Source organism: Pseudocitrobacter sp. 73, assembly GCF_008369545.1.
Taxonomy (GTDB): domain Bacteria; phylum Pseudomonadota; class Gammaproteobacteria; order Enterobacterales; family Enterobacteriaceae; genus Pseudocitrobacter; species Pseudocitrobacter vendiensis.
This window is the reverse complement of record NZ_VTZO01000061.1, coordinates 1-11067: the sequence shown is the minus strand read 5'-3', so window position 1 is coordinate 11067 and position 11067 is coordinate 1. Positions and strand designations below refer to the sequence as shown.

13 protein-coding genes and 1 tRNA gene are annotated in these 11067 nt (G+C 52.1%); 9 read left to right on the top strand and 5 right to left on the bottom strand.

Going from position 1 to position 11067, the window contains the following annotated elements:
- The first annotated feature begins 265 nt into the window (after window positions 1-265).
- A tRNA-Glu gene (locus tag F0Q32_RS25535) sits at window positions 266-341 on the top strand.
- A gap of 550 nt (window positions 342-891) precedes the next feature.
- On the opposite strand, the gene F0Q32_RS25530 is transcribed toward F0Q32_RS25535, so the two are convergent.
- On the bottom strand, window positions 892-1089 hold the full coding sequence (locus F0Q32_RS25530; RefSeq protein ID WP_149465156.1) for a hypothetical protein: 198 nt from the start codon (window positions 1087-1089) through the stop codon (window positions 892-894).
- A gap of 328 nt (window positions 1090-1417) precedes the next feature.
- Here F0Q32_RS25530 and F0Q32_RS25525 point away from each other — a divergent pair, with 328 nt between their 5' ends.
- The 6 genes from F0Q32_RS25525 to patD all read left to right on the top strand — a co-directional run bounded on the left by F0Q32_RS25525 (window position 1418) and on the right by patD (window position 8465).
- The gene (locus F0Q32_RS25525) at window positions 1418-2830 is read left to right on the top strand and encodes a PLP-dependent aminotransferase family protein (protein ID WP_149465155.1); all 1413 of its coding nucleotides are present in this window, start codon (window positions 1418-1420) and stop codon (window positions 2828-2830) included.
- A 273-nt stretch (window positions 2831-3103) separates the two neighbouring features.
- Window positions 3104-4249 (top strand): putative ABC transporter substrate-binding protein YdcS, encoded by a 1146-nt coding sequence (ydcS, locus tag F0Q32_RS25520; protein WP_149465154.1) that lies wholly within the window; start codon window positions 3104-3106, stop codon window positions 4247-4249.
- 17 nt (window positions 4250-4266) lie between these two features.
- On the top strand, window positions 4267-5280 hold the full coding sequence (locus F0Q32_RS25515; protein WP_149465153.1) for an ABC transporter ATP-binding protein: 1014 nt from the start codon (window positions 4267-4269) through the stop codon (window positions 5278-5280).
- Window positions 5281-6222, top strand: a complete 942-nt coding sequence (locus F0Q32_RS25510; protein WP_149465152.1) for an ABC transporter permease — start codon at window positions 5281-5283, stop codon at window positions 6220-6222.
- Window positions 6212-7018 carry an ABC transporter permease gene (locus F0Q32_RS25505; RefSeq protein ID WP_149465151.1) on the top strand — a complete coding sequence of 269 codons (807 nt, stop codon included), beginning with the start codon at window positions 6212-6214 and terminating at the stop codon, window positions 7016-7018. Before F0Q32_RS25510 ends, F0Q32_RS25505 begins: the two co-directional genes overlap by 11 nt.
- Window positions 7019-7040: 22 nt before the next feature.
- The gene (patD, locus tag F0Q32_RS25500) at window positions 7041-8465 is read left to right on the top strand and encodes an aminobutyraldehyde dehydrogenase (protein WP_149465150.1); all 1425 of its coding nucleotides are present in this window, start codon (window positions 7041-7043) and stop codon (window positions 8463-8465) included.
- A 52-nt stretch (window positions 8466-8517) separates the two neighbouring features.
- Here patD and F0Q32_RS25495 read toward each other — a convergent pair whose 3' ends face one another.
- The 3 genes from F0Q32_RS25495 to F0Q32_RS25485 all read right to left on the bottom strand — a co-directional run bounded on the left by F0Q32_RS25495 (window position 8518) and on the right by F0Q32_RS25485 (window position 9831).
- Window positions 8518-8778 (bottom strand): hypothetical protein, encoded by a 261-nt coding sequence (locus tag F0Q32_RS25495; RefSeq protein ID WP_149465149.1) that lies wholly within the window; start codon window positions 8776-8778, stop codon window positions 8518-8520.
- A 282-nt stretch (window positions 8779-9060) separates the two neighbouring features.
- Window positions 9061-9294, bottom strand: a complete 234-nt coding sequence (locus F0Q32_RS25490; RefSeq protein WP_149465148.1) for a hypothetical protein — start codon at window positions 9292-9294, stop codon at window positions 9061-9063.
- Window positions 9295-9471: 177 nt separating this feature from the next.
- Window positions 9472-9831: a DUF4156 domain-containing protein gene (locus F0Q32_RS25485; RefSeq protein WP_149465147.1), complete on the bottom strand. Its 360-nt coding sequence runs from the start codon at window positions 9829-9831 to the stop codon at window positions 9472-9474.
- A gap of 208 nt (window positions 9832-10039) precedes the next feature.
- Here F0Q32_RS25485 and F0Q32_RS25480 point away from each other — a divergent pair, with 208 nt between their 5' ends.
- Window positions 10040-10252 carry a hypothetical protein gene (locus F0Q32_RS25480; protein ID WP_149465146.1) on the top strand — a complete coding sequence of 71 codons (213 nt, stop codon included), beginning with the start codon at window positions 10040-10042 and terminating at the stop codon, window positions 10250-10252.
- A gap of 75 nt (window positions 10253-10327) precedes the next feature.
- Here the strand turns inward: F0Q32_RS25480 and F0Q32_RS26270 are convergent, their stop codons facing one another.
- Window positions 10328-10489: a hypothetical protein gene (locus tag F0Q32_RS26270; RefSeq protein WP_188016914.1), complete on the bottom strand. Its 162-nt coding sequence runs from the start codon at window positions 10487-10489 to the stop codon at window positions 10328-10330.
- Between the two features lie 384 nt (window positions 10490-10873).
- Here F0Q32_RS26270 and F0Q32_RS25475 point away from each other — a divergent pair, with 384 nt between their 5' ends.
- Window positions 10874-11029, top strand: a complete 156-nt coding sequence (locus F0Q32_RS25475; RefSeq protein ID WP_149465145.1) for a Hok/Gef family protein — start codon at window positions 10874-10876, stop codon at window positions 11027-11029.
- The last annotated feature ends 38 nt before the right edge of the window (window positions 11030-11067 follow it).

Here is an 11067-nt window from a genome sequence, read left to right as displayed (position 1 = left end):
TCCATTGGCCCTCAACCCCCAACTCCGCATCAATTTTTGTTCGGTCAAATTGTAAGGTGCGTAACAATTCGGTGACATGTACAGCAAAGCGATGTTTTTAGATAACAGTTGCGTTAACTGTTATACATCCGGAGGAGATTCGTCGTGCGAATGACTGAGCGAAATGTAAGGAACGTTAAGTTTTTTCGGTTCCAAATTTTTGTTTAACTTTCATTGAAGTAGAGAGGATTACTCTGCCGCTCGTTGTTTAGCATGTCAGTACAAACCGCCATTAGCTCAACTGGAAGAGCAGACGATTTTCGATTGGAAGGGACGGGGTTCGAGGCCTCGATGGCGGTCCACATTTTGGGTGACTTGATAGAGGCATCCTGCATCTTGTTTCTCCTGCGCATGGGTAGGGGCTATCGAGGGAACGGCGGCTAATCTGATGTTATGAGTTAACAAAATTGCAGCATTGCGGTAAATGGGCGATTGAGTTTTTACTTAACATTTTGCAATCTTTTTCCTGTGACGCATCGCGCGATTGCCATAATTAGCAGTTCCGTTTTTACTGCATCCTGTCATATAATTTGCGCCGGTTAACCGACGAGTCATTTCCTTCGTCGGCTAATAAAACCCTTTTCTGATAATTACACATTTTCTTTTGCTGAATTTTTAACCACACGCAGTGGGCAGTAAGAGTATAAAGAAGTCTGGCTGATATGATCGTTGAATATACATCTTTAATGCACCTAATGATCGCCGCAGGTCAGGGCGTTTTTTTAGGTTTTATTAGCTTTATGTGTGTGCTGCTTATGTTATTGACTCGCAGTAAGAAAGCCGCTCCCTCGTTATTCCGTGGGCCAATCAAGAAAAGACATACTTACTGGCGCTAAGCATCAACATTGGCGTTCACTCGTGATAGTGCAGAGCGTTGCGTAGCAGGTCTGCGGCAGCTTTACGCGCCTGGTTGATCACATCTTCAGGCGTGTACGCGCGGCCACATTCCTGGCAGCGACAGTTGCTTATCTCTTCCGGGGTGTAAATGACTGTACCCGGTTTAAATATAGGTTCGTCGCAGTCCGGGCATAAATAGGTGTGATCCTGCATAACGCTCCTTAACGCCATATTACCGTCCTCTATAATTCCTGTCTCATCAGCGCATCTATTCCAGTCTGGATTTCATTCCTGGCTGATTCTTAATACTTTTTACAAATCCGTACGCTTTCACACAGTGTTATTGTTACAGCGGTAATTGACCATTCCCCATGATGGGTAGCAGTTGAATATACTCATGATTATTGTTCGTCGCGTTTATGTCTAATACGTACTTCAGAAAAAACGAACTTTCGGACTATTCATAACAGTTACACGAAAATGAAGTTTTTGTAAAACTGTTATAAGATGCAGGTTGCTCAATCGTAAATCGGACAAAACGATGAAAAAATACCAGCGGCTTGCGCAACAGATGACGGATCAGATAGAGAATGGCGTCTGGCAATCTGGCGACAGGTTGCCGTCGCTGCGCGAGCAGGTGGTGAACAGCGGCATGAGTTTTATGACCGTGAGCCACGCTTATCAGTTGCTGGAAAGTCAGGGACGAATCATCGCCCGTCCGCAATCTGGCTATTACGTTGCGCCGCGTCCGGTCGTGCAACGGCCCAGCCGTCCGCCTGCGCAGGTAATGCGTGATGAAGCCGTTGATATCAACACCTACATTTTCGAGGTGTTACAGGCCAGCCGTGATGCGTCTGTGTTGCCTTTTGCCTCGGCGTTTCCTGACCCACGGCTGTTTCCCCTGCCACAGTTAAACCGCTCACTGGCGCAGGTAAGTAAAACCGCGACGGCGATGAGCGTGATTGAAAACCTGCCGCCGGGCAATGATGAACTGCGTCACGCCATCGCCCGACGTTATGCGTTGCAGGGCATAACCGTTTCTCCTGATGAGATAGTGATCACCGCCGGGGCGCTTGAAGCGCTGAATCTCAGCCTGCAGGCGGTGACCGAGCCGGGTGATTGGGTGATCGTTGAAAACCCCTGTTTCTACGGTGCACTGCAGGCGCTGGAGCGATTGAAACTCAAAGCGCTTTCGGTGGCGACGGATGTGAAAGAAGGGATCGATCTCGATGCGCTGGCGCAGGCGCTGCAAAATTATCCGGTGAAAGCCTGCTGGCTGATGACCAACAGCCAGAACCCGCTGGGTTTCACGCTATCTCCAGAGAAGAAGGCACAGCTTGTGACTTTACTGACGTCGCACAATGTAACCCTGATCGAAGATGATGTGTACAGCGAGCTCTACTTTGGTCGCGATAAACCCCTCCCCGCGAAAGCGTGGGACCGCAACGATATGACGCTGCACTGTAGCTCTTTTTCCAAGTGTCTGGTGCCGGGTTTTCGGATTGGCTGGGTGGCTGCAGGCAAGCACGCCCGGCGTATTCAGCATTTGCAGTTGATGAGCACGCTCTCAACCAGCTCGCCGATGCAGATGGCGCTGGTGGATTATCTCGCCACCAAACGATATGACGCGCATTTGCGGCGTCTGCGCCGCCAACTGGCTGAGCGTAAACAGCAGGCGTGGCAGGCGTTGCTGCGTCATCTGCCGCCGGAAGTCAAAATTCACCATAACGACAGCGGCTATTTCCTATGGCTGGAGTTGCCCGCCGGAATTGATGCGGGCGTGCTCAGCGCGATGGCGCTTGAACATCACATCAGCATTGCACCGGGCAAAATGTTTTCCACCACCGATAACTGGGCATCCTTTTTCCGTTTTAATACCGCGTGGGGCTGGGGAGAGCGAGAAGATCGCGCAGTGGAAATACTCGGTAAACTCATTCGTCAGCTTCTGAATTAATTTTCGTTATGTTTGAACAATGGCCGTGGGTTATTTTATTCCGCCGCGGTCATAGGAAATTCGCATAGCCGTATCACGCCCTAACTCCTTGTCTATAATCCATATTCTAAGCAGGTCACCCGTTCAGATACGCGGAATGCGTACTTTGTCACAACCTGCACAAATTTTTGCGCGCGCCCGCGAGGCCTTGAGTTACGCCATCTATTTTAAATGAGGGAGATATTTTTACGGCACGGCTGCCGCTCAATTTCATTGTGACAGGAGTAAATCTTTATGAGCAAGAAATTTGCCTGCAGCAGCCTGTGCGCGCTCGGGATGACTATCGCTGTGGCGCACGCCGCCGAACCGCCTGAATCACTCGATAAAGGAGAAGGGCGTTTGGATATTATCGCCTGGCCGGGTTACATCGAACGGGGCGAAACGGATAAACAGTACGATTGGGTGAGCCAGTTTGAAAAAGAGAGCGGCTGCAAAATTAACGTTAAAACCGCCGCGACGTCAGATGAAATGGTGAGCCTGATGGCGAAGGGCGGCTATGACCTTGTCACCGCGTCCGGTGACGCCTCGCTGCGCCTGATTATGGGCAAGCGCGTGCAGCCGATTAATCCTGAACTGATCGCTAACTGGAAAACCCTCGATCCGCGTCTGGAAAAAGGCGCCTGGTTTAACGTCGGTGGCAAAGTCTACGGTACGCCGTATCAGTGGGGGCCAAACCTGCTGATGTATAACACCAAAATATTCCCGACGCCGCCGGACTCCTGGAACGTTGTCTTTGTGAAACAGAATCTGTCGGATGGCAAATCCAACCAGGGCCGCGTTCAGGCCTACGATGGCCCGATTTATATCGCCGATGCGGCGTTGTTTGTGAAAGCCACGCAACCGGCGCTGGGTATTGACGATCCTTATCAACTGACCGAAGAACAGTATCAGGCGGTGCTGAAAGTACTGCGCGATCAGCATGGGTTAGTCCACCGCTACTGGCACGACACCACCGTCCAGATGAGCGACTTTAAAAACGAAGGCGTGGTGGCGTCCAGCGCGTGGCCGTATCAGGCTAACGGCCTGAAGGGCGAAGGTCAGCCGATTGCCACGGTATTCCCGAAAGAAGGTGTTACCGGCTGGGCGGATACCACCATGCTGCATGCTGAGGCGAAACATCCGGTTTGTGCGTACAAATGGATGAACTGGTCGTTGACGCCAAAAGTTCAGGGTGACGTGGCGGCCTGGTTCGGCTCGCTGCCGGTGGTGGCAGAAGGTTGTAAAGCCAGCCCGCTGCTGGGCGACAAAGGCTGTGAAACCAACGGCTATAACTTCTTCGACAAAATTGCATTCTGGAAAACGCCGGTGGCGGAAGGCGGGAAGTATGTGCCTTACAGCCGCTGGACGCAGGATTATATCGCCATCATGGGTGGCCGCTGATCGCCCGGGAGTGAAACATGACGTACGCAGTAGAGTTTCATGATGTCTCCCGTCTGTATGGTGAGGTTCGTGCGGTGGATGGCGTCAGTATTGCTATCCACGACGGGGAGTTCTTTTCGATGCTGGGGCCTTCGGGCTCTGGCAAAACCACCTGCCTGCGGCTGATTGCCGGTTTTGAACAGCTTTCAGGCGGCACGATTTCTATTTTTGGCCGTCAGGCCAGTGAGCTCCCGCCGTGGGAGCGTGATGTGAACACCGTGTTCCAGGATTACGCGCTGTTTCCGCATATGTCGATTCTCGATAATGTGGCTTATGGACTGATGGTAAAAGGCGTCGGGAAAAAAGAGCGTCATGCACGTGCACGACAGGCGCTGGATCAGGTCGCGCTCGGGTTTGCGCACACGCGTAAACCGTCACAGCTTTCCGGCGGACAACGTCAACGTGTGGCAATCGCGCGTGCGTTGGTCAATCAGCCGCGCGTTCTGCTGCTGGATGAACCGCTGGGCGCGCTGGATCTCAAACTGCGTGAACAGATGCAGGTTGAGTTGAAAAAGCTGCAACAAGAACTTGGGATCACCTTTATTTTTGTCACCCACGATCAGGGGGAAGCGCTGTCGATGTCCGATCGGGTCGCGGTGTTCAATAATGGTCGCATTGAGCAGGTGGACACGCCGCGAGAACTCTATTTGCGCCCACGCACGCCGTTTGTCGCCGGGTTTGTTGGCACCTCGAACGTCTTTGATTCTGAACAGGCGACAACGCTTTGCGGAATGAGCGGTGACTGGTCGCTGCGCCCGGAACATATTCGTCTGAATACGCCAGGGGAAATTCAGGCTCGCGGCGTGGTGCAGTCGGTGCAGTATCAGGGGGCCGCCACGCGTTTTGAACTGCGACTCGAAGGTGGTGGAAAACTGCTGGTCAGTGAAGCCAACTTTTCTTCGGAACTGACTCCCGGTGGCCCGCAAACCGGACAGACAGTGCTGGCATCGTGGGCACGCGACGCGATGGTGCCGCTGGATGGAGGGAGGTAAATGGAGATGAGTATCAGTAAATCCAGCCCTTCAGCCGGTTCCGCGCGGCTCTCCGGTTTGTTCTGGCGTAAGCCCGCGCTGGGGCTCTTTTTATTGTTGCTGGGGCCGTTGATGTGGTTCGGCGTTGTTTACTTTGGTTCGCTGCTGACGCTGTTGTGGCAGGGGTTCTATACCTTCGACGATTTCACCATGTCAGTAACACCGGATCTCACGCTGGCAAATCTCCGGGCGCTGTTTAACCCGGCCAACTACGACATCATTTTGCGTACGCTCACCATGGCCATCGCGGTGACGATTGCCAGCGCCATTCTGGCGTTCCCGATGGCGTGGTACATGGCGCGCTATACTTCGGGGAAGATGAAGGCGTTTTTCTACATCGCGGTGATGTTACCGATGTGGGCCAGTTATATCGTTAAGGCGTATGCCTGGACGCTGCTGTTGGCGAAAGATGGCGTGGCGCAGTGGTTTCTCAACCATATGGGGCTCGGCGGTGTGTTGAGCGCGATTCTGACCGTCCCCGGTGTCGGCGGAAATACGCTATCCACCTCCGGACTTGGTCGCTTTCTGGTGTTCGTCTATATCTGGCTGCCCTTTATGATCCTGCCGATTCAGGCGGCGCTGGAGCGTCTTCCGCCCTCGTTGATGCAGGCTTCCGCCGATTTGGGCGCACACCCGCGCCAGACGTTTCGCTATGTGGTATTGCCGCTGGCGATCCCCGGCGTGGCGGCAGGCTCCATCTTTACCTTTTCACTGACGCTCGGCGACTTTATCGTTCCGCAGCTGGTGGGGCCGCCGGGCTATTTTATCGGCAACATGGTCTATTCCCAGCAGGGGGCGATAGGCAATATGCCAATGGCCGCCGCGTTTACGCTGGTCCCCATTGTGCTGATCGCGCTTTATCTGGCGTTTGTGAAACGCCTGGGAGCCTTCGATGCACTCTAATCGCGCACCGTTGTTCGTTCGTATCGCGGCCTGGGGCGGCGTGGTATTTCTTCACTTCCCGCTGCTGATTATCGCTATCTACGCCTTCAACACCGAGGACGCCGCGTTTAGCTTCCCGCCGCAAGGGCTCACGCTACGCTGGTTTAGTGAAGCCGCCGGGCGCAGCGATATCTTTGATGCAGTGACACTGTCACTTAAAATTGCCTCATTATCGACGGCTATCGCGCTGGTTCTGGGAACGTTGGCCGCCGCTGCGCTCTGGCGCAGTGAGTTTTTTGGCAAAAACGCTATTTCGTTGCTGCTGCTGTTGCCGATTGCTTTGCCGGGTATTGTGACGGGCCTGGCGCTGCTCAGCGCCTTCAAAACGGTGGAGCTTGAACCCGGTTTGCTGACGATAGTGATAGGGCACGCCACGTTTTGCGTGGTGGTGGTATTCAATAATGTGATTGCGCGTTTTCGCCGGACCTCCTGGAGCCTGATCGAGGCGTCGATGGATCTTGGGGCCAGCGGTTGGCAAACCTTCCGCTATGTCGTTCTGCCGAATCTGGGCTCCGCACTGCTGGCGGGTGGAATGCTGGCTTTCGCACTGTCGTTTGATGAAATCATCGTGACGACCTTTACGGCAGGCCATGAGCGCACGTTGCCGCTTTGGTTGTTAAATCAGCTTGGCAGGCCGCGTGATGTTCCGGTCACCAATGTTGTGGCGCTTCTGGTGATGATGATTACAGCAATACCAATTTTAGGGGCCTGGTGGCTGACTCGTGATGATGAGACAGCGGCCAGCGGTGGTAAATAACTCAATCAGTCAGGATACAGCGATGCAACATAACTTATTGATTAATGGCGAGCTGGTAGCGGGTGAAGGTGAAACGCAGCCTGTGTACAACCCGGCAACGGGCGCGGTATTGCTGGAGATAGCCGAGGCGTCTCCTCAGCAGGTGAACGCGGCCGTGGAGGCGGCCGACCGTGCCTTCGTTGAGTGGGGGCAAACCACGCCGAAGCACCGTGCGGAATGCCTGTTAACGCTGGCGGATACCATCGAAGCGCATGCCGAAACGCTGGCAAAGCTGGAGTCATTAAACTGCGGTAAACCATTACACTGCGTACTCAATGATGAGATTCCGGCCATTGTTGATGTTTTCCGCTTCTTTGCCGGTGCGGCACGCTGTCTCAATGGCCTGGCGGCGGGAGAATATCTGGAAGGGCACACGTCAATGATCCGACGCGATCCGGTCGGTGTTGTTGCCTCTGTTGCCCCGTGGAACTATCCGCTGATGATGGCGGCCTGGAAGCTGGCTCCGGCGCTGGCGGCGGGCAACTGCGTGGTGATCAAACCGTCCGAGATCACGCCGCTCACCGCGCTGGCGCTGGCTGAACTGGCGAAAGATATCTTCCCGGCAGGCGTGTTGAACGTGCTGTTTGGGCGAGGGAAAACCGTCGGCGACCCGCTGACCGGACACCCTAAAGTTCGTATGGTGTCACTGACCGGTTCAATCGCTACCGGGGAGCACATCATTGCGCATACTGCATCCTCGGTAAAACGCACGCATATGGAGCTGGGCGGGAAAGCGCCGGTGATCGTCTTTGATGATGCGGATATTGATGCCGTGGTTGAGGGCGTGCGCACCTTCGGTTTCTACAATGCCGGACAGGATTGTACCGCCGCTTGTCGCATCTATGCGCAGAAAGGGATCTATGAGCGGTTAGTCGAAAAACTCGGCGCGGCAGTGTCCAGCCTGAAAATCGGCGATCCGAATGATGAGAGTACTGAACTGGGGCCACTGAGTTCGATTGCCCATCTTGAACGTGTTAGCGCGGCGGTAGACAAAGCGAAAGCGCTGCCGCACGTCAAGGTGATCGCCGGCGGTCAAAAAGCGGAGAGGAAAGGGTATTACTTTCTGCCGACGCTACTGGCGGGCGCAAGGCAGCAGGATGACATTGTACAGCGTGAAGTTTTCGGCCCGGTGGTGAGTGTGACCGCATTTGATGATGAAGCCCAGGTGCTGGCGTGGGCGAACGACTCACAGTATGGGCTGGCGTCCTCCGTGTGGACGCAGGATGTCGGCCGCGCGCATCGCGTCAGCGCGCGGTTGCAATATGGCTGCACCTGGGTCAATACCCACTTTATGCTGGTTAGTGAAATGCCGCATGGCGGGCAGAAACTGTCGGGATATGGTAAGGATATGTCGCTGTATGGGCTGGAAGATTATACGGTCGTGCGGCATGTGATGGTGAAGCATTAAGGGCAGGGAAATGGCTGATTTTATTCAGCCATTTCCTTTATAGATATCTGAATCATTGTGTTTTCGCAATCAGCGCCAGCACTTTGTCCGTAAGTTTTTCCTCATAACCATCCTGCTCAGGATGGTTAAACTTAACCAAAGGAGCTGAACTATTTTCTTCTTCATACAGACTTGCCACGTAGCCAGGGTCGCCACTCATCTTATTAATTACATCCGTTAAGACGGTGATAGCAATCCTGGATGCCTGAAGATCAAGACTTAGATCAGCAAGCGTTTTCTCAAGGGTTTCAATGCGTTCATTTAAATCAGCCATTTGGTCTCCTGGTTATCAGGACGGGAATTAAATATTTTCGCAAGTATAAATATTCAGTGTAGATTAATGAGAGGTATGCTTTCGCAGGAAAAATCTGATTAATATGGTCGTGTCAGCTTAATGATGAGAATAACTGTATAAAGTTAATGATGTGTCATCCTTGACAGATATTCCAGCCGGAAAACGCTTACGCGTAACCGTTGAGGTTGTCTTCGCCGTTTTCCGGTGAAAACCGGATTACGTCCATGAATATGCTTCTACTCGAGATAAAGACGGTAAATCTTAGCTGTTAAGGTAGGGCAGACATGCCGCGGCATCCTGTGGATGTTCGAAGCTCATCAGCCAGTTTCTGGCTTTGACGATAGACTGTATGCGCTCATCCGTTACGCAGCCAGCTTCCATCCGGGATAGCTGCATGATGAGTGTATTCAGACTAATTTCTCTCTCGCTAAGTGCAAGCGCGAGGGCAGCCTCTCCAATAACAATTTGGCCTTTTTCGTCGTGTTGAATAGACAATGATCAATCCTCCATTTCACGTTGATGAAAACCTCAAGATTAATTCTAGTTTAATTTTTCGCGTGTAAATTATTATGAGAATTTTCTCTTTGATGGATTTTCTGAAGATTGAGAATTGCAGGGTGTTTTATTATTAAATTAGCACTTAATTTAAAGGCCCATTGCTGGGCCTGGCTATTATTCCGGGCAGCGATAAACATTACCGGATAATGTTACGTTGGTCTGTTCAGAAGAACCAGTACCACCATAAGCACTGCCTGTTTGGCCCGCTCTCTGGGTAATGATTGCCACCACATTGCCACCCATATCTGCGGCTTTATTTTTCAGGTCATTACGCGCGCCAGTTTCGAGATTACTGTTCGATGTCCATCCACCTGTAAAGAAGTTACCCTGGCTTCCCGTTACATCGCCCAGAAATTTACACTCACGGCCTGGTTCATTATTCGTCACTCTGACGTGGGCCGCATTACTTTGTACACTATTTGCACTACACCCGGCCAGGCTGATGACAAATAGAGCTATCATTTTCTTCTTCATTACTTATTATCCAATTGCGATTTTTCTGATGCAGACTAATCCAGTTTTAATTAATAATCAATGTAAGCAATTAATATGAGTGGACCGCACTGATTTATCAGGAATAAATTCATCTGACATAATTTGTTTCGCTTGGTGATTATTTTCATGCTGGCTATTTGCATGCGGAGGGCTACGCTTAGAAAGGTATCCTGAATCGGGAGGGGTTATGTTAACTCACTCTGAAGCGAAACGCTGGGCAGCGGTGATGCTTAAATCGGCATTGTGTGACGGTATGCAGACGGAAGAAATATCGCGGCAGGTGCATCTGGTATGCGACCATCATGGCAAAGAGTGCCTTGAGGAACTCATTGAGGAAATCTTAAAAGAGGCGGGACGACTCGGGCCAAAACACAGCTCTGGTGAATTAGTACATCACTAACAAACCTGGCATACACCGCCTTCGGGCGGTGTATTTTGCAATCCCCAGAACGATTGGGCTGGGCAATCATATTGATTAACGACCGCCTGGGCCACCTTGACCATTGCCTGGTCCGCCTGAATGTTGGCCACCATGTCCGCCAGGGCCACCGTGTCCACCCGGTCCCCACCATGGTGCGCAACCGCTGACGGTTGCCGTCGCCAGAATAATGGCAAAGATCATCGCAAATTTTTTCATAACGCTTCCTGATACATTCTTCAATTGAACGCGGCATGTATAACACAGGTCTATATATCAGGATCGCAACGAGCGGTAATCTTCACAGAATCTCCCTGATTGCTGGTTCTTCAACCGTTTCTTCAGCGTTGAAAGCCAGGATTAACGCCAATGAACAGTACGGCAGGTCCGCTTTCAGACTGCGGGAGTAGAGAGAAGAAGAGGTAATATTGCGTCGGGTGCTTGAGGCTATCTGTCTCAGGCATTGGCCAAAAGGCAGATAGAAAAAAGCCCCAGACACATTCAACGTCCGGCAAGACGTTAAACATTAATCTGAGGCCATATCTATGCCTAGCAACATAAGATTAGCCTCTTACAGACCCTCGGGTCAAGGAGAAGCAGGCTATGAAACGGCAGCGTTCGGGCTTAATTGCCCTGGTTATCATCTGTATCACCGTGATTTTTGCGGTGTTGGCGATGCGGAAGGATCTCTGTGAGGTCCACTTCCGGACAAACCAAACGGAGGTTGCTGTTTTCACCGCGTGTGACTCTAAACAGTAAGAGACAAGGCGGGGAGTTATCCCATAAGCGCTAACTTA

Excerpts from the sequence above, each read along its gene's own strand:
- F0Q32_RS25530 (WP_149465156.1), bottom strand. The coding sequence starts at position 1,089 with ATGCAGGATCACACCTATTTATGCCCGGACTGCGACGAACCTATATTT.
- F0Q32_RS25525 (WP_149465155.1), top strand. The coding sequence starts at position 1,418 with ATGAAAAAATACCAGCGGCTTGCGCAACAGATGACGGATCAGATAGAG.
- ydcS (WP_149465154.1), top strand. The coding sequence starts at position 3,104 with ATGAGCAAGAAATTTGCCTGCAGCAGCCTGTGCGCGCTCGGGATGACT.
- F0Q32_RS25515 (WP_149465153.1), top strand. The coding sequence starts at position 4,267 with ATGACGTACGCAGTAGAGTTTCATGATGTCTCCCGTCTGTATGGTGAG.
- F0Q32_RS25510 (WP_149465152.1), top strand. The coding sequence starts at position 5,281 with ATGGAGATGAGTATCAGTAAATCCAGCCCTTCAGCCGGTTCCGCGCGG.
- F0Q32_RS25505 (WP_149465151.1), top strand. The coding sequence starts at position 6,212 with ATGCACTCTAATCGCGCACCGTTGTTCGTTCGTATCGCGGCCTGGGGC.
- patD (WP_149465150.1), top strand. The coding sequence starts at position 7,041 with ATGCAACATAACTTATTGATTAATGGCGAGCTGGTAGCGGGTGAAGGT.
- F0Q32_RS25495 (WP_149465149.1), bottom strand. The coding sequence starts at position 8,778 with ATGGCTGATTTAAATGAACGCATTGAAACCCTTGAGAAAACGCTTGCT.
- F0Q32_RS25485 (WP_149465147.1), bottom strand. The coding sequence starts at position 9,831 with ATGAAGAAGAAAATGATAGCTCTATTTGTCATCAGCCTGGCCGGGTGT.
- F0Q32_RS25480 (WP_149465146.1), top strand. The coding sequence starts at position 10,040 with ATGTTAACTCACTCTGAAGCGAAACGCTGGGCAGCGGTGATGCTTAAA.
- F0Q32_RS26270 (WP_188016914.1), bottom strand. The coding sequence starts at position 10,489 with ATGAAAAAATTTGCGATGATCTTTGCCATTATTCTGGCGACGGCAACC.
- F0Q32_RS25475 (WP_149465145.1), top strand. The coding sequence starts at position 10,874 with ATGAAACGGCAGCGTTCGGGCTTAATTGCCCTGGTTATCATCTGTATC.